Origin of the sequence: Pseudomonas sp. HMWF032 (assembly GCF_003060885.1) — a bacterium.
In the GTDB taxonomy this organism is placed as follows: Bacteria; Pseudomonadota; Gammaproteobacteria; order Pseudomonadales; family Pseudomonadaceae; genus Aquipseudomonas.
This window is the reverse complement of the sequence record NZ_QAIG01000008.1, coordinates 99,904-118,267: the sequence shown is the minus strand read 5'-3', so window position 1 is coordinate 118,267 and position 18,364 is coordinate 99,904. Positions and strand designations below refer to the sequence as shown.

Sequence of the window (18,364 nt, the reverse complement as noted above, 5' to 3'; positions counted from 1 at the left end):
AAGCGGCTAGCTGAGCCTGCTTTTAACGCTGTATCGGCAATGCAGGTAGTTTTCAACGGAGCTGCTAGCGCGTGGCAATCCATATCAGCAACCCCGCCTGAAACACACAGAATGCCACCAGGCAGGTGATGGTAAAGCGCAGGCCGTTGTCTTCACGCTTGAATACCCCGATGCGTTCTTCCAGTTTGCGCACTTTCACGTCCTGCTCGCGCAGGCTCTGGTCGGCCTGTTGCAGCATGCTGGCGGCGTCCAGCAATTCGACGACCTGCACTTTTTCCGTATGCCAGTCGCCATGCAGCGAGCTGACCCGTGGCGCGCCGCATTGCGCTTTGATTTTCAGCGGGTCGAGGTACTCGACGACAAAGCCCTGGGCCTGCAGACAGTGGTCGCGCCGGGCGCGGGCTTCCTCGGTAAAGGCATCCTTGCTCGGCAGGGTGCTGTGTTGCACCTGGTAGTGGGCGAAGTGCTGACGCGCCCAGGCAATCCCCTGGGCCAGCAGGAAACGTCCCAGGCCACGGTTTTCTGGCTCCACATACAGGCCTTTTTCCGGACCGAAGCGCACCACGCGCTGCTCGTGATCGGCCCAGACTTCAAGCATGTTCTGTTCCTGGCGTACGCGCTGACCGGGGAGCTGCAAGGTCAGACGCAGTAGGCTTTGCTGCTTGCCCAGGCGTTCGACGCGGCCTAACTGGATAAAGCGCAAGGGCCGCGCGCCGGTATGGCGGTCGGTGGGCAGGGCGGCCAGGCGCAGCAGGCGAAAGTGCTCAGGCGGCAGCTCCGCCCACGGATGGGCCTGCTCGACGACCTCCGGGACGGCGGCGTCGGTATCGGTGTGTGGCTCTGGATTGTCAGTCATACATGGCGATCCTGTGCGCGACATCTTCAGGTGTCGCCTGATGCGCTTATCGGCTGCCGCGAGGCTAACTGGAGGCTGGCTTTTTGCCGCTGCGCTGGATGAACTGGGCGATCTGCTCGCCCAGTCCCTGTGCCAACGGTAGCCGAGGATTGTTGTAACTGGCCAGTTGCGCCGGTAAATCCAGCGCGCTGATGCGCAGCATATGGTTCATGCCGGGGATGATCAGCAACTCGGCATCCGGCTTGGCCGCCTGCAAGGCGTGGGCATCGGCGAGACTGACCTGAATATCGTGGCTGCCTTGGACGATCAGCGCCGGAATCTGCAAACGGGCAAAGGCCTGGCCGGGGTCTTGCTGCAGCAGGGTGATCAGGTAGGGCTGCACGCTTGGGCGAAACAGCACTTGCAAGGACTTGGGCACCTGCGGCATGAGCTGCCCGCCCAGCAGGCGGTCGAGCAGGTGATTGCTCTGTGCCAGCTGATCCGGCGGCAGGCGGGCGGCCAGTTGTTCACGCAGCAGTTGGTCGATCGGTCGGGAGCTGCCGGCAATCGCCACCAGGGCATCGGCCTGGGCCTGTTCGGCCGCCAAGCTGGCAATCAGCGCACCTTCGCTGTGGCCGATGAGAATCAGTCGGTCAAACGCCGGATCAGCCCTGAGCAGCTGTGCCCAGCCCACGGCATCGCTGACATACCCCTCAACACTGAGGTCGCGTTCATCCGGGGTGGCGGCGCGGCTCGCGGCTACACCGCGTTTGTCATAGCGCAGGCTGGCGATGCCCTGTTTGGCCAGACTTTGCGCCAGGCGTTTGAGGTTGTCGTTATGCCCGCCTTCAGGGTTGTTGCCGTTACGGTCGGTAGGGCCGGAGCCGGCAATCAGCAGCGCCACAGCCACTGACGTGGTGCTGCTGGGCTTGAGCAGCGTGCCCTGCAGCGTGCCCTGGCTTGTCTGCAGGCGCATGGGGTGCTGCACGCTGCTGTGCGCGGTGCTGCTCTGTGCGACGTCGGGGGCGGCTTGCAGCAGGGCGCTACAGAAAAGAAGTGGCAATAGAAGAACTCGGGTCATGGAAAGGAACTGCCAGGGATGAGCCTATTGGACGTTTATCCCCCCTGAAGGTTCGAGGATGATCTGGGCGAACGCCACGGGTATACTCGCCGCCTTTACTCAAGTGGGGTATTGCGCCGGCTGGCGTAGCCTCGGAGCTGATTTTCGCGGAGCGTTTTGCACATGTCCGGCAATACCTACGGCAAGCTGTTCACTGTCACCACCGCTGGCGAGAGCCATGGCCCGGCATTGGTCGCCATTGTCGATGGCTGCCCGCCGGGGCTGGAAATCAGCCTGGAAGACCTGCAGCGTGACCTCGACCGACGCAAACCCGGCACTAGCCGGCATACCACGCAGCGCCAGGAAGACGATGAGGTGGAAATCCTTGCCGGGGTGTTCGAGGGCAAAACCACCGGTTGCTCGATTGGCCTGCTGATCCGCAACACTGACCAGAAGTCCAAAGACTACTCGGCGATCAAGGATTCCTTCCGCCCGGCGCACGCCGATTACACCTATCACCACAAGTACGGCGTGCGTGACTACCGCGGTGGTGGCCGCAGCTCGGCGCGGGAAACCGCCATGCGTGTGGCCGCGGGTGCCATCGCCAAGAAATACCTGGCCACTCAGGGCATCGTGATTCGCGGCTACATGAGCCAGCTGGGGCCGATTGAAATCCCGTTCAAGACCTGGGACAGCGTCGAACAGAACGCCTTCTTCAGCCCCGATCCGGACAAGGTGCCGGAGTTGGAAGCCTATATGGACCAGCTGCGCCGTGATCAGGATTCAGTTGGCGCGAAGATCACCGTGGTTGCCGAGGGCGTGATGCCCGGCCTGGGCGAGCCGATTTTCGACCGCCTGGACGCCGAACTGGCCCATGCGCTGATGAGCATCAACGCAGTCAAGGGCGTGGAAATCGGTGCGGGTTTCGCCAGCGTGGCGCAGCGCGGCACCGAGCACCGTGACGAGATGACCCCTGAAGGTTTCCTCTCCAACAATGCTGGCGGCATTCTCGGTGGGCTCTCCAGTGGTCAGCCGATTGTGGCCCACCTGGCCCTCAAACCGACGTCGAGCATCACCACGCCGGGGCGCTCGATCGATATCCACGGCAACCCGGTGGACATCATCACCAAGGGCCGTCATGACCCGTGCGTGGGCATTCGTGCTACACCAATCGCCGAGGCGATGATGGCCATCGTGCTGATGGACCATCTGCTGCGCCACCGTGCGCAGAATGCCGAGGTGCGGGTCAGCACGCCGGTGTTGCCACAGCTGTGACAGCCTGCGTAGGTTGGGTTGCGCGCAGCGAAGCCCAACAATGCGCGGCCTGGGTGTCGCTCTGCTCAACCCAGGCTACGGCCAAACCATGAGCGGCGCATTGCCTTACTGGCGTTTGTCCGGTTTCTACTTCTTCTATTTCTCGCTGCTTGGCGCCACCGCGCCGTTTCTCGCGCTGTATTTCGATCACCTGGGGTTTTCTGCTGCGCGGATTGGCGAGCTGATCGCCATTCCCATGCTGATGCGCTGCATCGCGCCAAATATCTGGGGTTGGCTGGGTGACCACACGGGCCGGCGGCTGGGCATTGTGCGCTTTGGTGCGCTCTGTACGTTGCTGTGTTTCGCCGGCATCTTTGTCAGCCAGAGCTACGCCTGGCTGGCGCTGATCATGGCGCTGCATGCGTTCTTCTGGCATGCGGTGCTGCCGCAGTTTGAAGTGATCACCTTTGCCCATCTCAAGGAGCAGGCGGCGCGCTATAGCCAGATCCGTCTGTGGGGCAGTATTGGGTTTATTGTCGCGGTGGTCGGTTTGGGCAAGCTGTTCGAGCGGCTCAGCCTGGATGCCTACCCCTGGGCGCTGATCCTGATCATGAGCGGCATCGTCCTGAGCAGTTGGTGGGTGCCCAATGCGCAGCCGCAGATGCGCCCCAATACCCAGGATCAAGGCGGCTTTCTCCAGCAGCTTCGGCGGCCGGGGATTCTCGCCTTCTACTTAAGCGCCGGCCTGATGCAGTTGAGCAACGGCCCGTACTACACCTTTCTCAGCGTGCACCTGGAAACACTCGGCTATTCGCGCGGGGTGATCGGCCAGCTGTGGGCGCTGGGTGTGCTGGCTGAAATCGTGCTGTTTATGTTTATGGCCCGGTTACTGGCGCGCTATTCCCTGCGTACCGTGCTGCTGGCAAGCTTTCTGATTACCGCTGTGCGCTGGTTATTGCTGGGCAATCTGGCTGGGCATCTGCCGGTGCTGCTGTTTGCCCAGTTGATGCATGCCGCAACCTTTGGCAGTTTCCACGCGGCGGCCATGCATTTTGTCCAGCGCAGCTTTGCTGATCGCCAGCAGGGCCAGGGCCAGGCCTTGTATGCTGCGTTGGCGGGCGTCGGTGGGGCATTGGGGGCGTTGTATTCCGGTTATAGCTGGCACAGCCTCGGCGCGGCCTGGACCTTTGCCATCGCCAGCCTGATTGCCCTGGCGGCGGCGGTGATTACCGCACGCTATATGCGTGATGAGCGGCCCTGAGCTGCTATCTATTGAATTGAAACCGACTGTACGAGAGCCCTGAGCATGAGCAGCCTGACCGTCTACCCGCAGTCTTCGCCCGAGTACCCGAACAAGCTGCTGACTCACGTCGAAGACATCGCCAGCACTCTGGCTGCCGTTGGTGTGCAGTTCAGTCAGTTGCCTGTTCAGCAGGCGGTCACGGCCGGTACAGCCAGTGATGAGCTGCTGGCAGCCAGCCAGGTGCAGATCGACCAGTTGCTGACCCAGCATGCTTATGCCAGCGCCGAGGTGCTGAGCCAGTGTGATGAGCGCGGGGAGGGCAGTGAACTGGCTCGTAGCCTGCGCGCGGAGCAACGCTGTCAGCCGGCTCATCTGCATTACTACCTGGCTGGACGTGGCCTGCTGGCGCTGCATATCGACGAGTACGTATACAGCCTGCTGTGCGAGAAGGGCGACCTGGTGCAGTTACCCGCCGCCACTGCGCATTGGTTTGACGGCGGTGAACATCCGCGCTTTGCCGTTTTGCGCTTGTTTGACAGCCCCAAGGTCCCCGATTTTGTGCCTGTAGCGGGTGATTTCGCCGCCACATTCGCGGGGTTGGATGACTGCTGATAGGGGGCGCGACTGAACTGTTCAGCGCAGCGGCTATCCTACCTAGGCACCCCAACCAAGGAGAGACAGCATATGGGCTCAATGTTCAGCGGACTACTGGGTCTGGTGATTCTGGCACTGGATGTCTGGGCGATCCTCAGCGTTATAAAAAGTAATGCCGAGATTGGTATCAAGGTGCTGTGGGTCTTGCTGATTGCTCTGTTGCCGGTGATTGGTCTGATCATCTGGGCATTGCTGGGGCCGCGTGGCACGGTCAAGTTCTAGCCAGGCGGCGGGCAGGCGCGTGGTTAGTGGCGCTTTGCTTGCTGAGCGGCGCGCTTCAAGCCAGTGATCAACACGCCTGGACCGCGCTGCGTGACGGTCGCGCCGTGCTGCTGTTGCGCCATGCCACAGCGCCCGGTACAGGTGATCCGGCGAATCTCCAGCTGAATGATTGCCGCACCCAGCGCAACCTCAATCAAGTTGGCCGTGAGCAGGCGCAGCGCTGGGGACAGTTGTTGCGTAGCCAGTGGATTGAAGCGCGTCTGCTGAGCAGCCGCTGGTGTCGCGCTCAGGATACGGCCCGCGAAATGGGCTTGGGCGCAGTCGAAGCGCTGCCTGCGCTGGATTCATTCTTTCAAACGCCCAACACCGCCCGTGAGCAAACTGCCGCGCTGATCGAGCAGATCAATGCACAACCGCGTGGTGCGTCGTTGGTGCTGGTCTCCCATCAGGTCACTATCACCGCGCTGACCGGCCTCTACCCGGCGTCTGGCGAGGGTCTGATTCTGGCATTGCCGCTAGAGGCTCCGGCGCGCGTGCTGGCGCGAGTTCAGCCCTAGGCTAAATGCTCAGCAAGTGCTGTTCCGGCAGCTGCGCGCCCTCCAATTTGAGCAGCAGCGCCTTGCGTGACAGACCGCCGGCATAACCGGTAAGGCTGCCGTCACGGCCAATCACCCGGTGACAGGGAATGATGATGGCAATCGGGTTGGCACCATTGGCTGCGCCGACCGCACGCACGGCCTTGGGCCGTGCGATCTCGGCGGCGAGGTCGCTGTAGCAGCTGGTATGGCCAAACGGAATGGCCTGCAAAGCCTGCCACACCGCTTGCTGAAACGCCGTACCTTGCGGCGCCAGCAGCAGCTCGAAGCGTTGCCGCCGCCCGGCGAAATACTCATCCAGTTGCCGGCACACCTCATCCAGCTCATCGACCGCGCTGCGCCATTTTTCGCCGATGTGCCAGGGCTTGTCAGCGACATCCATCAGCAGTTTTTGCAGGCCCGTTTCGTCAGCGGCCAATAGCAGGCGTCCAATCGGGCTGTCGTGGTAGCGGTAGAACATCGCTTTAACCTTCCGAGTAGTTGTGCCACAGGTGCGCGGCGGCGTAAGCGCGCCATGGTCGCCAGGCTTCGGCACGGACCTTGAGCTGTTTGGCGTCGATGCCGTCTGGCCCCCACACCGGGGCCTTGAGCAAGCCCAGGTCACTGGCAGGAAAGGCATCAACCTCGCCAAAGGCACGCAGCGCAATGTATTCCGCCGTCCACGGGCCGATGCCGGGCAGGGCGCAGAGTCGTTCGATAAATGCCGTATAGCCGTCCTGCAAATCCAGACGCAGAGCACCGCTGGCTACCTGCGTAGCGAAATGCTGCAAGGTCTGCACGCGTTTGCCGGGCATGCCGATGCCCTCCAGATTGGCTTCGGCGATTGCGTTAGGGCTGGGGAACAGCCTTTGAATATCGGGCGCATCGGCAAATTGCAGCGATTCGCCCAGTCGGGAAACCAGGCGGCCAGTGATGGTCACCGCTGCCTTGACCGTGACCTGCTGGCCAATAATGGCGCGCACGGCTTGTTCAAATGGCTCGAAAGCGGTGGGTAAACGCAAACCAGGATTGCGTGAAACCAGAGGCCCGAGCTGCGCATCGTTGGCAAAGTGCGCGCTGATCTGCTGCGGCTGGCAGTCCAGATCAAACATCGTACGGACCCGCGCAGTGAGCGTCGCCAGGCAGGGCTGCAGCGATTCGCTGTACTGCAGTTGCAGCGCGTGCTGATCAGTCAGCGACTGCACGCGGAACCAGCCATGTTGGCCATCGAGGTGCACGCTGCGCGCGTAACTGTGCGGTTGCAGGCTTTCCACCCCCGCTAGGGCACGCAGGGCAAAGTGCGCGTGGAATTGTTGCCACTGCCAGGGCGGCTGGTAGCTCAGTAACAGGGTGTGGGGTGATGGGCTCATGGCCGAACAATAACCGCCGTTCGGCTGGCTGTCAGCGCAGAACTGACTTTCAAACTGGAGCCGGTAGGGCGGGATGTGCTCGTTTTAACAACTGTTTACGACCTCGCGAGCTGGAGTCCGGCCAGGCGCTACGTTAGTAACAGCCTCCGGCTGGTCAAAACAGGCGAGGAAGCGGAGCGTACTGTTGTACATGGGCATTACTCGTTTCACTCGCCCTTCGGGTCGCGCTGAAGCGCGTTAGCCGCAAGCGGCTAGCCGAGCCTGTTTTTAACGCCGCAGGGCCGACGCGCAGCAGGTCGTTGGAGGCGCTAAGCGCTGGCCACCCGCTGATGCAGCTGATGCGATAACTGCTCCAGCTGTTGGCCAAGTTGCACCAGCGACTCTTGGGCATCCAGCAGTTCGGCACTGGCGGCGCGCTGGCGCTGACTGGCATCGCGTTGTGCGGCACTGTTGTCACGCACGTGCAGCAGTTGCTGGTGCGCCTGGGTGAGCGCCTGACTGTGCTGCAGGATTGACTGCGACAGGTTGTCGGTCAGTCCGGCGTTGTTGCTCAATGCGTGGCTGACATCACTGACCTGCGTGGCTCCGGTGTCGATGATTTGCTGCGATTGGCCGAGTACGCTCTGCACGGTGTCGGCGGTTTCGTTGCTGCGCTGCGAGAGGTTGCGTACTTCATCGGCGACCACCGCAAAACCGCGACCATGCTCTCCGGCGCGGGCCGCTTCGATGGCGGCGTTAAGCGCCAACAAGTTGGTCTGCTGGGCGATGGCGCTGATCATCTGCATGGATTCGGCGATGCGCTGGTTGCTCTGCTGGATGGCCTGCATGCTGGCCTGGGCATCCTCCATACGCTGTGCGCAGGCATTGACCTGGCTGCTGCTGTGCTGGGTGTCCTGGCTGAGCTGCTGCATATGGCCGGTGCTGTCAGCGAGGCTGTCCAGTACTTCATGCAGGGCCAGGTCCAGTTGCTGCATGGCATCGGCCTGTTGCTGCACATTGGTGTCGATGCTCTGGCAACGCTGGCGAATACCACCGAGGGTTTGTTGCAGCTGGCTGGCCATCTGCAGCAGGTCGCTGGCGGTGCTGCGCACGTCATCGACGATGCCGCCGAGCTGATCCTGATTGCGTGCGGCGCGTTGACCGAACTCGCGCGATTCGCTCAGGGCCTGTTCGGCATCAGCCAAGGCCTGGTTACGCAGTTGCGCGCTGTACCACTGTGCCAGCCACACCGTCAGCACCGGCAGGATGTAACCCGAGTAGGTGTTCACGGCAGCATCGCGCGGGCTCAGTTCAAATACCGGCAGGCTGGCACCGCTGCGTTCCAGGCGGATCAGCCAGAACACGAACAGCACCTGTACCAGGCTCCAGACCATGGCGCTGCGCGCACCGGCCAGCAGGTAGGCGAAGACGATGATCACGGCCGGCCAGTAGATATGTGCCGAGTGCAGACCACCCAGCTGGTAGATCAGCAGCATCGAGTAGCTGGCCATGCACGCCAGTGCCATGTTCGCGGCGACCGCTAGCGGCAGCACACTGCTGCGCAGTACCAGCAGCATCAGCGGCATGCCCAAGACCAACAGCAACGAGCCATACATCAGCGCATCGTTGCCCAGGCGCCCCCACTTGATGCAGCTGTACAGGCCGATCACCACGCTGCACAGCGCGCTGAAGGCCAGAGTGCGGGCCAACAGGATGCTGGCCTGGTCGGTCAAATCATGTGGCAGGAACTGCCCAAGGAAACCCTGTCGCATGAAAACTCCAGTCAGTAGATTGTTCAGCAGTATCGGCGCAAATGGTCGCCAGCTTGAGGGTGGAAACTGCCAATTTGGCGGATGAAATGGCAACGTGTCAGTTATCCGGCCCGCCGCCCGACGACTTGTCAGTCGCGTTATTCAGCCCAGTGTCTGGCGGTATTGTCCAGGCGTGAGGCCTTTCCAGCGCTTGAACGCATGCAGGAAATTCGACACCTCGCTGTAGCCCAGGCGCTCGGCAATCTCCTCCTGGCTTAGGCTGGCGATGGCCAGCAGTTCTTCGGCCAGAGCCTGGCGCACTTCTTCCTGCAACTGGCGAAAGCTGCTGCCTTGCTCTTCCAGACGGCGACGTAGGGTGCGGCTACTGATGTTCAGTTCGCTGGCAATGACTTCCATGTCTGCCAGCCGTCCCGGTGTACTCAACAGACGATCACGAATCTGCCCGGCCAGGCCACTGCGTACCTGACGTTTGGCCAGCAGGGCCTGGCATTGCTGTTCGCAGAGTTGAGCACTGTGTGGGTTGGCGCGGGGCAGGGGCAGGTCGAGCAGGTGGCGGGAAAAGCTGATGCGGTTCTCTGCGCAGGCAAACGTTGGCAGCAGCCCGAACTGCTCGATAAAACGCGTCGGATCGATAGGCGCCGGCATGCTTAATTGCACCTGGCTCAGGGGCATCTTGGCGCCGGTTAGCTCGCGCTGAATCACCATCACCGCGACGGCGTCGCGCAGCAGGAGAAAATCGCGCACCTGGTCCGGCAAGTGGCTGCCATCGAGCGCCAGGTGCGCCTGGCTGGCGTCTTCGCGCAAGGTGATGCGGTTGAAGGCGAAGGTCAGGTCGAGGTAGCGCAGGCCAAGGTCGGCGGCCTGGCGGAAGCTCTGGCTGCTGAGCAGGGCGTAACCCCAGATGCCATAGGTGGTCAGTTGATAACGCAGGCCGGCTTGCAGGCCGAGGTCATCCTGATCAGGCAGAGCCTCAATCAGGTTGCGGATCAGCTGCAGCTCCTGCGCCCCTTCGATTTCACTGTGCAGCTCGGCCAGTTGCAGGGGGCTGAGGCCGGTGTCGCGCAGGCAGTGCTCAACACTCAAACCATGGTCGAGACCCAGCTGGGTCAGCAGTTGCACACTGGTGATGCTGCGTCGTGGCAGGCTGTAGGGAATGGCCAACATGCAGTTATCCGCTGATTTGTCCGAAAGTCACAATCGATTGGCCGACTATGCCATAACCGGGTCTGGCCCAGACAAGTAGCATCCGGTTATCCGCACTGTTTGCGGTTGGGGATATAACAATGCACAACACTTCCCAGAACCAGACGCCCTTGCGCGTGCTGATTATCGGCAGCGGCTTTGGCGGTCTGGGCATGGCGATTCGGTTACAGAAGGCCGGGGTCGAGGATTTTCTGATCCTTGAGAAGGCCGCAGAAATCGGCGGCACCTGGCGCGATAACAGCTACCCGGGAGCGGCCTGCGATGTGCCGTCGCACCTCTATTCGTTTTCCTTCGAGCCGAAAACCGACTGGAGCCGCAAGTTCGCGCCCCAGACGGAAATCCACGGCTACATGCTGTATTGCGTGGCCAAGTATCAGTTGCGTTCGCGTATTCGCTGCAATGCCGAGGTGGCGTCTGCCGCTTTCGATGCGGTCGCAGCGCTGTGGCGGGTGACCCTGAGCAATGGCGAAGAACTCTGCGCCGAGGTGCTGATCAGCGCCTGTGGTCAGCTCAATCAGCCTGCCTATCCGGCGTTGCCGGGAGTCGAGCAGTTTGTCGGTGAGGTGTTTCACTCGGCGCGCTGGCGACACGATCTGAATCTTTCTGGCAAGCGCGTGGCGGTAATTGGCACCGGCGCCTCGGCGATTCAGTTTGTTCCGCAGATTCAGCCCAAGGTGGCGCAGCTGCAGCTGTTTCAGCGTTCAGCCGCCTATGTGCTGGCCAAACCGGACCGCGCCTACCGGCCGTGGGAGCTGGCCGTGATGCGCCGACTGCCCTGGCTGCAACGCCTCGATCGTGGCCTCAAGTACCTGCAACACGAGGTGCGCGGCTTGGCGTTTATCAGCATGCCGTGGCTGATGAAGCTGTTTCGCTTCAGCTTCGAACGGCACCTCAACCAGCATATTCGCGACCCGCAGTTGCGGGCGCAGCTGCAACCGGATTATCCCATGGGTTGCAAACGCATTCTGATCAGTAATGACTACCTGCCGGCACTGGCGCAACCCAATGTGACGGTGATCAGCGAAGCGATCAGCCGCGTCAGTGAGCGTGCCATCATCACCGCCGATGGCCGCGAGCACCCGTGCGATGTGCTGATCTACGGCACCGGCTTTGCCGCCACGGATTTTCTTGCGCCGATGCAGATTCGCGGGCTCGGCGGGCAGGAGTTGAACCAGGCCTGGCGCGACGGCGCCGAAGCCTACAAGGGCATCAGCGTCAGTGGTTTTCCCAACCTGTTTATCCTCTATGGGCCGAATACCAACCTGGGGCATAACTCGATCATTTATATGTTGGAAAGTCAGTTCCGTTACGTGCTTGGCTGCATCGATTTGCTGCGCCAACAAGGCGCCCGTTATCTGGATGTGAAGGCCAGCGTGCAGCAGCGCTTCAACCAGCAGATTCAGGCCAGCTCACATCGAACGATATGGGAGCAGGGCTGCTCAAGCTGGTACAAAACCGCCTCCGGCAAAAGCACCAACAACTGGCCGGGCTATACCTTTACCTATCGCCAGCAGACCCGCGCCCCGGAGCTTGATGACTATGAATGCACCCGTTGAATTTACCGCCCCCGCCGCTGAGCAGGCGTTGCTGCGCAGTGTTTTGCGTACCAGCCTGCGCCTGCTGTTCCGTGGTTTGGTGCGTCCGCCGATGCCGATTGCCGGTCAGCGCACGGTGCTGCGCCTGCTGACGGCGGCCAGCCCGACGCCGCGCGGTATCACCCGCAGCACCGGCACCCTGGGCGGGCGGCCCTGCGAGTGGCACAAGCCGCAGAGCGGCCGGGGCACGGTGCTGTTGTACTTGCATGGTGGGGCTTATCTGATCGGTGGGCCGAACACCCACCGGGCGATCTGCTCCAACCTGGCCAAGCGCGGGCAGATGGATGTGTGCGCGCTGGATTACCGCCTGGCTCCGGAACACCAATACCCAGCGGCTCGTGAGGATGCGCTGGCGGCGTTTCAGGAACTGCTCACGCTGGGTTACAAGCCCGAACAAATTGTGATCGGCGGCGACTCGGCCGGCGGCAATCTGAGCCTGATCACCAGTCTGCGTCTGCGTGACCTGGGCTTGGCGCAGCCGGCAGCGCTGGTGTGCTTCTCTCCGGTCACCGACTTTACCGGCACGCAGCTGCACGAGCCGCCCGCCGGTGACCCGCTGATCCACCGCAAATGGGTGGAACAGGCGCTGGCGCTTTATTGCCCGGCGGGTTTGGCCCACGACGACCCGGGTCTGTCGCCGCAGTTTGCTGACCTGCAGGGTCTGGCCCCAGTGTTGATCCAGGTCGGTGAAGACGAGATTCTACGTAACGACAGCTTGCGCTTTGCCGACAAGGCCAGGGCCGCGGGTGTGGATGTACGCCTGCAACGTTATCCAGAGTTGTGGCACGTGTTCCAGGCCCATGCGGGCATGCTCAAAGCGGCGGATTTTGCCCTGGCCGAAGTGGTGAGTTTTCTGCGTGAGCGGGGTTGTTGATGAACAACATTCTGATCACCGGCGCCGCATCGGGCATCGGTGCGGCCACGGCCAGGCTGTTTCATCAACACGGCTGGCAGGTCGGGCTGTTGGATATCAATCACCAGGCACTGGCCAAGCTGGCCGGCGAGCTGGGTAACGTCTGGCATGCCGAACTGGATGTGGCCGACCCGGCGGCAGTCAGGGTCGCCCTGGCGGACTTCTGCGCCCTGCATGGCGGTCAGTTGCGCCTGCTGTTCAACAGCGCTGGGGTTCTGCAGTGCGGGCACTTCGAGGACATCGAGCTAAGTGAGCATGCGCGCATCCTGCAGATCAACGTGCTGGGCCTGCTGAACATGACCCACGCGGCGTTTCCCTATCTGAAAGCCACGCCCGATGCCCAGGTGATCAATATGGGCTCGGCATCCGGGCTCTATGGCGTACCGCATCTGGCCAGTTACTCGGCGTCCAAGTTCGCCGTGCGCGGGCTGACCGAGGCGCTGGATCTGGAATGGGCCAAGCACGGCATCCGTGTTGGTGACCTGATGCCGCCGTTTGTCAGCACGCCGATGCTCAACAACCAACGCTTCCAGGCCCCGGTGTTGCGCCGTCTGGGCGTCAATCTTCAGGCTAAAGCTGTTGCCCAGGCTGCCTGGGCGCAAAGCCGCAGCCGTGCTGTACACCGGCCGATCAGCCGACAATTCAAGCTGCTGTACTGGTCTGGCCAGCTGACGCCCGCCTGGCTGACCCGGCGCATCATGGCCTGGCTTAGTCGCGACTGATGGGCTGGATGTGTGGCTGAAACAACTTTTGCTGGGCAAATGCGCGTTGATAGGACTAGTCTGCAGGTAACGCTTCTGACTTGTTCGCTCTGAACAAGCCTGCGTTGACCAGCCCTGGTTTCAGGTCTGGCTTATGACATATCAAGCAGCACATCGCTTGATTCTCGGGCGGCACTGCAATCGGTGCCGCGACGCCGCCGAAACTCTGCGGTAGCAATGGGAATGCGTTTATCAGGTCGTAGCACTGCAGTATCGACACCTAGTTGGTTCTTTAGCGTCCTGTAAATTTGTCCATCGCCTGAGGAGGTCACTTCATGAGCACAGCCTTGCACGATGATGTCAGTAACGGGGTTTTACGGCGGATGAAGGAGGGTGGCTTCGACTTTGCCAGCTTCCACCCCATCGAGTTCTACGCCCTTTTCCCTGATGAGGAGCGGGCCCGCATGGCCACCCGCAAGTTTCGAGGTGAGTCTTTACACGCCCTGGTGACCGAGCGTGATGACGGTGTCTGGCACCTGCAAGTCAGTAAAGTGATGTTTGCGACATACCACGGCATCGATGACTTCGAGCATGACCTGGAGTCTGTCGTGGCGCCGCTTGGCGGTAAGCTGGATGGGTGGGGCGTTACCCAGGAGGTGAGGCAGCCCTGAGAACCTGCTGTTATTACGCAGTGCCATGAATGGCTCTAGCTCGCGAGAGCGTAAACAGGTTCTGCAATCCAAACACGGGCCAGCCATGAGCTGGCCTGTATCATTTCTATTTGGTCAAAGTGCTCCCAGCCAATCGCCCCTCGACCCCAGCCTGCACTTTGCTTCAGACTTGGTGCATGACCGATATCCTGATTTTTACCCACATTGATTACTGTCCGCCGGCTCACCTGGGCAAGGTGCTGGAGCAGGCTGGCCATTTTTATAGAGTGCTGCGCGCTGACCTCGGCGAGCTAGAGGGCATTGACCTCGACCGGCCTAAGGCTGTGGCCATCATGGGCGGGCCGATGAGTGTGAACGATCCGTTGCCCTGGCTGCAGACCGAAGTGGCCGCGCTGCAGCATTTTATTCGCCGTGATATTCCGCTGATCGGCCACTGCCTGGGTGGCCAGTTGTTGGCCAAGGCTCTTGGCGCGGAAATCAGCCGCATGCCTTACACCGAAAGCGGCTGGCACACACTGACCCGTCTTGATCAGGTTGCGCCCAGTCCCTGGTTACAGCATTTGCCCGAACAGTTCCCGATCTTCCAGTGGCATGGCGACAGCTTTGCTATCCCCGAGGGTGCACAGCCCTTGCTGAGCAGCCCCTGGTGCAGTAACCAGGCGTTTGCCTGGGGGGATAAAGTCCTGGCCCTGCAAGGGCATCCGGAAATGGACGAAGCCCTGGTGCGTCAGTGGCTCGGCGACTGGCATCACCTGCTGGATGAAAACCAGCCCAGCCAGCAGAGCAGGGCGCAGATGCTCGACCAACTGCCAGCCAAAGTCGCCGAGCTGAACCGCGTAGCCGAAGGCATCTATCGCCACTGGCTGCAACTGGCCGGACTCTAAACGTCGGGTAGGGTTGATGACGCTTTACCCATCCACCGGTGGTTGTCGTAGGGTGGATAAAAAGAGCGCTATCCACCCTACGGATTGGCCGCCTCAAAATGGCGCGCCCTGCGACCAAGTGGTCACCATTGCGCCCCTGCTTGGTGCGTTACTTGTGCCTTAAATACTCAAGTTTTTGATTTAAAACATTTTTATTGTATGGCGCGAGCTTTGCAAAGCTGTCTCCATGTCCGGGTGACAAGGAGTACGGCATGGTCCGCACCTTTTATGACGAGATGTACGACGCGAGTGGCGCTGTCCGCCCGCACTACCAAGCCTTTGCCCGCTGGTTGGCAGATACCCCGGATGAACTGCTGGCTCAGCGCCGCCGTGAAGCCGATCTGCTGTTCCACCGTGCCGGCATCACCTTCACCCTGTATGGCGATGATCAGGGCACTGAGCGACTGATTCCCTTCGACATCATCCCGCGCAGCATCCCCGCCACTGAGTGGCGCATGGTTGAGCGTGGCTGCATCCAACGGGTGCAGGCGCTGAACATGTTCCTCGCCGACCTCTACCACGACCAGCGCATCATCAAAGCCGGCATCATTCCCGCCGAGCAGGTGCTGGCCAACGAGGGTTACCAGATCGCCATGCAGGGCCTCAATCTGCACCGCGACCTCTATGCTCACATCGCTGGGGTTGATCTGGTGCGCGATGGCGATGGCAGCTACTACGTGCTGGAGGACAACCTGCGCACGCCCAGCGGCGTCAGCTACATGCTCGAAGACCGCAAGATGATGATGCGTCTGTTCCCCGAGCTGTTCGCCACCCAGCGCGTGGCGCCGATCGATCACTACCCGAATCTGTTGCTCGACACGCTCAAGTCCTCCTGCCCGCTGGATAACCCCAACGTTGTGGTGCTGACGCCGGGGCGCTTCAACAGCGCCTATTTCGAACACGCCTTCCTGGCCCGCGAAATGGGCGTGGAGCTGGTCGAAGGCGCGGATTTGTTTGTGCGTGACGACAAGTTGTTTATGCGCACCACGTCTGGGGCCAAGCAGGTGGACGTGGTTTATCGACGCCTCGACGACGCGTTCCTCGACCCGCTGGCCTTTAACCCGGACTCCATGCTCGGTGTGCCCGGTCTGCTGGCCTGCTACCGCAGCGGCAACGTGGTGCTGGCCAACGCCATCGGCACCGGTGTGGCGGACGACAAATCGATCTACCCCTATGTCGACGACATGATTCGCTTCTACCTCAGTGAAGAGCCAATCCTGAAGAACGTGCCGACCTTCCAGTGCCGCAAACCTGCTGAGTTGTCGCACGTGCTGGCCAACCTGGAGCACTTGGTGGTCAAGGAAACCCAGGGCTCCGGCGGCTACGGCATGCTGGTTGGCCCGGCAGCCACCAAGGCCGAGATCGAAGACTTCCGCGCCCGCCTGATTGCCCGGCCCGAGGCCTACATCGCCCAGCCGACCCTGTGCCTGTCAACCTGCCCGACCTTTGTTGAGCGCGGCATCGCGCCACGCCATATCGACTTGCGGCCGTTTGTCCTGTCCGGCAAGGAAACCCGCATCGTCCCCGGCGGCCTTACCCGTGTCGCGCTGCGCGAAGGTTCGCTGGTGGTCAACTCGTCTCAGGGTGGCGGTACCAAAGACACCTGGGTGGTGGAGGACTAATCATGCTTTCAAGAACTGCCTCTGATCTGTACTGGATGTCGCGCTACCTGGAGCGCGCGGAAAACCTCGCGCGCATGCTTGAAGTCAGCTATTCGCTGTCGCTGATGCCGCAGGACGGCCGCGGCGATGGCCTGGAAGAGCTGGCCCTACCGCTGCTGATTACCGGCACCCTGGATGATTACCTGGAGCGCCACGGCCCGCTGCACGCCGAACGCATGCTGCATTTTTTTGCCCTTGATGCGACCAACCCTGCGAGCATCTACTGCTGCCTGCAGGCCGCGCGCAGCAACGCCCATGCTGTGCGTGGGCGGATCACCGCCGACATGTGGGAAAACATCAACGCCACCTGGCTGGAAATTCGCGGTATTGCCGAACAAGGCTTGAGCCGTTATGGCATCAGCCGCTTCTGCGAATGGGTCAAGGAGCGCTCGCACCTGTTCCGTGGCGCCACCTTTGGCACCATCATGCGCGGCGACCCGTATCGCTTTATTCGCCTCGGTACCTTTATCGAGCGCGCTGACAACACCCTGCGTCTGCTTGACGCGCGCTATGAAATGCTCGGCGAAGACATCGATGAAGTCGACGGCCGCCCGGCACGCAGCTACTACCAATGGACTGCGCTGCTGCGTGCTTTGTCATCATTCGAGGCGTTTGCCGAGATCTACCGCGGCTCGCCCGGTACGCGCAAAGTCTCCGAACTGCTGTTGCTACGCGCCGACGTACCACGCTCGTTACGTGCCTGCATGGACGAACTGAGCCTGATGCTCGCCAGCCTGCCCGGCGACAACGGCCGCCCGGCCCAGCGCCTTGCCGCCGAACTGGAAGCGCGGCTGCGCTACACCAGCATCGAAGAAGTACTCGACGAGGGCCTGCACGCCTGGCTCACCGATTTCATCCTGCTGGTTCGCCAGTTAGGCCAAGCCATCCAAACGTCCTACCTGGAGGTCGCATGAGACTGTCCATCAGCCACGACACTACCTACCACTATGAAGACCAGGTGCGCACCAGCATCCAGTACCTGCGCATGACTCCGCACGACAGCGAGCGTCAGCAGGTGCTCAGCTGGGAGTTGACCCTGCCACGCCCGGTGCGCGCCCAGATCGACCCCTACGGCAATATTCTTCATGTGCTGACCATGGACGAGCCGCATGAGTCCATCGTGATCGGTGCCCGTGGTCAGGTCGAGATCGACGAAACCCGTGAGGCCGAACACGAAAGTCAGTCGGCGCTGCCGTTTCTGCGCTTCACCCGCCTCACAGAAGCCGACGAAGCCCTGCGTGAATTTGCCAAGCTGCAAAGCAAAAACCGCCACGACCGCACCGGCCTGATTGATCTGATGCACGCCCTCAATGCACATATCAGCTATCTACCAGGCAGCACGGCGGTGGACACCAGCGCTGCTGAAGCCTTTGCCGGCGGCAAGGGCGTCTGCCAGGATCACGCGCATGCCTTTCTGGCCTGCACGCGCAGCTTGGGCATTCCGGCGCGCTATGTCTCGGGTTACCTGTTTACCGACAGCGAAGACCACCTGGCCAGTCACGCTTGGACTGAAGCCTGGCTGGACGATGCCTGGTACAGCTTTGATGTGACCAACTGCTTGGCCAAGCCGGAGCGCCACTTGAAATTAGCCATGGGCCTGGATTATCTAGATGCCTGCCCGGTACGCGGTATGCGACGGGGTGGCGGCGCCGAGCAGATGTATGCACGTGTCGAAGTGGCCCCGATGAGTTGTGTCCAGCAGTAATAAGAAGGCAGTGAGTAGACAAATGGCA

General features: G+C 61.5%; 19 protein-coding genes. 13 read left to right on the top strand and 6 right to left on the bottom strand.

Going from position 1 to position 18,364, the window contains the following annotated elements:
• Nucleotides 1-64 precede the first annotated feature (64 nt).
• Entirely contained in the window at nucleotides 65-856 is a 792-nt protein-coding gene (locus DBR00_RS12920) for a hypothetical protein (protein ID WP_108486284.1), read from the bottom strand.
• Between the two features lie 64 nt (nucleotides 857-920).
• Complete coding sequence (locus DBR00_RS12915) at nucleotides 921-1,916, bottom strand: alpha/beta hydrolase (RefSeq protein ID WP_108486283.1); 996 nt, start codon at nucleotides 1,914-1,916, stop codon at nucleotides 921-923.
• Between the two features lie 162 nt (nucleotides 1,917-2,078).
• On the opposite strand from DBR00_RS12915, the gene aroC reads away from it, so the two are divergent.
• From aroC to DBR00_RS12890, 5 genes are all read left to right on the top strand, one after another.
• Complete coding sequence (aroC, locus tag DBR00_RS12910) at nucleotides 2,079-3,170, top strand: chorismate synthase (RefSeq protein WP_108486282.1); 1,092 nt, start codon at nucleotides 2,079-2,081, stop codon at nucleotides 3,168-3,170.
• An 88-nt stretch (nucleotides 3,171-3,258) separates the two neighbouring features.
• A complete protein-coding gene (locus DBR00_RS12905; protein WP_108486336.1) occupies nucleotides 3,259-4,410 on the top strand; it encodes an MFS transporter in 1,152 nt (383 codons plus the stop codon).
• Between the two features lie 45 nt (nucleotides 4,411-4,455).
• Nucleotides 4,456-5,004: an acireductone dioxygenase gene (locus tag DBR00_RS12900; RefSeq protein WP_108486281.1), complete on the top strand. Its 549-nt coding sequence runs from the start codon at nucleotides 4,456-4,458 to the stop codon at nucleotides 5,002-5,004.
• Nucleotides 5,005-5,076: 72 nt separating this feature from the next.
• Nucleotides 5,077-5,268, top strand: coding sequence for a PLDc N-terminal domain-containing protein (locus tag DBR00_RS12895; protein WP_108486280.1), 192 nt, complete (start codon nucleotides 5,077-5,079; stop codon nucleotides 5,266-5,268).
• 26 nt (nucleotides 5,269-5,294) lie between these two features.
• Nucleotides 5,295-5,825, top strand: coding sequence for a histidine phosphatase family protein (locus DBR00_RS12890; protein ID WP_256583008.1), 531 nt, complete (start codon nucleotides 5,295-5,297; stop codon nucleotides 5,823-5,825).
• A gap of 1 nt (nucleotide 5,826) precedes the next feature.
• Here the strand turns inward: DBR00_RS12890 and DBR00_RS12885 are convergent, their stop codons facing one another.
• From DBR00_RS12885 to DBR00_RS12870, 4 genes are all read right to left on the bottom strand, one after another.
• The gene (locus tag DBR00_RS12885; protein WP_108486279.1) at nucleotides 5,827-6,324 is read right to left on the bottom strand and encodes a methylated-DNA--[protein]-cysteine S-methyltransferase; all 498 of its coding nucleotides are present in this window, start codon (nucleotides 6,322-6,324) and stop codon (nucleotides 5,827-5,829) included.
• A 4-nt stretch (nucleotides 6,325-6,328) separates the two neighbouring features.
• A complete protein-coding gene (locus DBR00_RS12880) occupies nucleotides 6,329-7,213 on the bottom strand; it encodes a DNA-3-methyladenine glycosylase (protein WP_108486278.1) in 885 nt (294 codons plus the stop codon).
• A 308-nt stretch (nucleotides 7,214-7,521) separates the two neighbouring features.
• On the bottom strand, nucleotides 7,522-8,061 hold the full coding sequence (locus DBR00_RS21505) for a methyl-accepting chemotaxis protein (protein WP_371920665.1): 540 nt from the start codon (nucleotides 8,059-8,061) through the stop codon (nucleotides 7,522-7,524).
• Between the two features lie 1,044 nt (nucleotides 8,062-9,105).
• Nucleotides 9,106-10,125, bottom strand: coding sequence for an AraC family transcriptional regulator (locus DBR00_RS12870; RefSeq protein ID WP_371920664.1), 1,020 nt, complete (start codon nucleotides 10,123-10,125; stop codon nucleotides 9,106-9,108).
• Between the two features lie 122 nt (nucleotides 10,126-10,247).
• On the opposite strand from DBR00_RS12870, the gene DBR00_RS12865 reads away from it, so the two are divergent.
• The 8 genes from DBR00_RS12865 (at nucleotide 10,248) to DBR00_RS12830 (ending at nucleotide 18,336) form a co-directional block, all read left to right on the top strand.
• Nucleotides 10,248-11,723: an NAD(P)/FAD-dependent oxidoreductase gene (locus tag DBR00_RS12865; RefSeq protein ID WP_108538069.1), complete on the top strand. Its 1,476-nt coding sequence runs from the start codon at nucleotides 10,248-10,250 to the stop codon at nucleotides 11,721-11,723.
• Nucleotides 11,707-12,636 carry an alpha/beta hydrolase gene (locus tag DBR00_RS12860; RefSeq protein ID WP_108490340.1) on the top strand — a complete coding sequence of 310 codons (930 nt, stop codon included), beginning with the start codon at nucleotides 11,707-11,709 and terminating at the stop codon, nucleotides 12,634-12,636. The genes DBR00_RS12865 and DBR00_RS12860 overlap by 17 nt, the downstream gene beginning before the upstream one ends.
• On the top strand, nucleotides 12,636-13,397 hold the full coding sequence (locus DBR00_RS12855) for an SDR family oxidoreductase (RefSeq protein WP_108490341.1): 762 nt from the start codon (nucleotides 12,636-12,638) through the stop codon (nucleotides 13,395-13,397). Before DBR00_RS12860 ends, DBR00_RS12855 begins: the two co-directional genes overlap by 1 nt.
• A gap of 314 nt (nucleotides 13,398-13,711) precedes the next feature.
• Nucleotides 13,712-14,047: a ribonuclease E inhibitor RraB gene (locus DBR00_RS12850; RefSeq protein WP_108490342.1), complete on the top strand. Its 336-nt coding sequence runs from the start codon at nucleotides 13,712-13,714 to the stop codon at nucleotides 14,045-14,047.
• Nucleotides 14,048-14,223: 176 nt separating this feature from the next.
• Nucleotides 14,224-14,931, top strand: coding sequence for a type 1 glutamine amidotransferase (locus DBR00_RS12845; RefSeq protein WP_108490343.1), 708 nt, complete (start codon nucleotides 14,224-14,226; stop codon nucleotides 14,929-14,931).
• A 251-nt stretch (nucleotides 14,932-15,182) separates the two neighbouring features.
• Nucleotides 15,183-16,592, top strand: coding sequence for a circularly permuted type 2 ATP-grasp protein (locus tag DBR00_RS12840; protein ID WP_108490344.1), 1,410 nt, complete (start codon nucleotides 15,183-15,185; stop codon nucleotides 16,590-16,592).
• A 2-nt stretch (nucleotides 16,593-16,594) separates the two neighbouring features.
• Nucleotides 16,595-17,545 (top strand): alpha-E domain-containing protein, encoded by a 951-nt coding sequence (locus DBR00_RS12835; RefSeq protein ID WP_108490345.1) that lies wholly within the window; start codon nucleotides 16,595-16,597, stop codon nucleotides 17,543-17,545.
• Nucleotides 17,542-18,336: a transglutaminase family protein gene (locus DBR00_RS12830; RefSeq protein ID WP_108490346.1), complete on the top strand. Its 795-nt coding sequence runs from the start codon at nucleotides 17,542-17,544 to the stop codon at nucleotides 18,334-18,336. Before DBR00_RS12835 ends, DBR00_RS12830 begins: the two co-directional genes overlap by 4 nt.
• Nucleotides 18,337-18,364: the final 28 nt, after the last annotated feature.

Bases quoted from the DNA above. Each gene is read 5' to 3' on its own strand.
- DBR00_RS12900 (WP_108486281.1), top strand. From the start codon at position 4,456: ATGAGCAGCCTGACCGTCTACCCGCAGTCTTCGCCCGAGTACCCGAAC.
- DBR00_RS21505 (WP_371920665.1), bottom strand. From the start codon at position 8,061: ATGGAGGATGCCCAGGCCAGCATGCAGGCCATCCAGCAGAGCAACCAG.
- DBR00_RS12835 (WP_108490345.1), top strand. From the start codon at position 16,595: ATGCTTTCAAGAACTGCCTCTGATCTGTACTGGATGTCGCGCTACCTG.
- DBR00_RS12860 (WP_108490340.1), top strand. From the start codon at position 11,707: ATGAATGCACCCGTTGAATTTACCGCCCCCGCCGCTGAGCAGGCGTTG.
- DBR00_RS12850 (WP_108490342.1), top strand. From the start codon at position 13,712: ATGAGCACAGCCTTGCACGATGATGTCAGTAACGGGGTTTTACGGCGG.
- DBR00_RS12855 (WP_108490341.1), top strand. From the start codon at position 12,636: ATGAACAACATTCTGATCACCGGCGCCGCATCGGGCATCGGTGCGGCC.
- DBR00_RS12830 (WP_108490346.1), top strand. From the start codon at position 17,542: ATGAGACTGTCCATCAGCCACGACACTACCTACCACTATGAAGACCAG.
- DBR00_RS12905 (WP_108486336.1), top strand. From the start codon at position 3,259: ATGAGCGGCGCATTGCCTTACTGGCGTTTGTCCGGTTTCTACTTCTTC.
- DBR00_RS12865 (WP_108538069.1), top strand. From the start codon at position 10,248: ATGCACAACACTTCCCAGAACCAGACGCCCTTGCGCGTGCTGATTATC.
- DBR00_RS12895 (WP_108486280.1), top strand. From the start codon at position 5,077: ATGGGCTCAATGTTCAGCGGACTACTGGGTCTGGTGATTCTGGCACTG.
- DBR00_RS12920 (WP_108486284.1), bottom strand. From the start codon at position 856: ATGACTGACAATCCAGAGCCACACACCGATACCGACGCCGCCGTCCCG.
- DBR00_RS12885 (WP_108486279.1), bottom strand. From the start codon at position 6,324: ATGTTCTACCGCTACCACGACAGCCCGATTGGACGCCTGCTATTGGCC.
- DBR00_RS12845 (WP_108490343.1), top strand. From the start codon at position 14,224: ATGACCGATATCCTGATTTTTACCCACATTGATTACTGTCCGCCGGCT.
- aroC (WP_108486282.1), top strand. From the start codon at position 2,079: ATGTCCGGCAATACCTACGGCAAGCTGTTCACTGTCACCACCGCTGGC.
- DBR00_RS12915 (WP_108486283.1), bottom strand. From the start codon at position 1,916: ATGACCCGAGTTCTTCTATTGCCACTTCTTTTCTGTAGCGCCCTGCTG.
- DBR00_RS12880 (WP_108486278.1), bottom strand. From the start codon at position 7,213: ATGAGCCCATCACCCCACACCCTGTTACTGAGCTACCAGCCGCCCTGG.
- DBR00_RS12840 (WP_108490344.1), top strand. From the start codon at position 15,183: ATGGTCCGCACCTTTTATGACGAGATGTACGACGCGAGTGGCGCTGTC.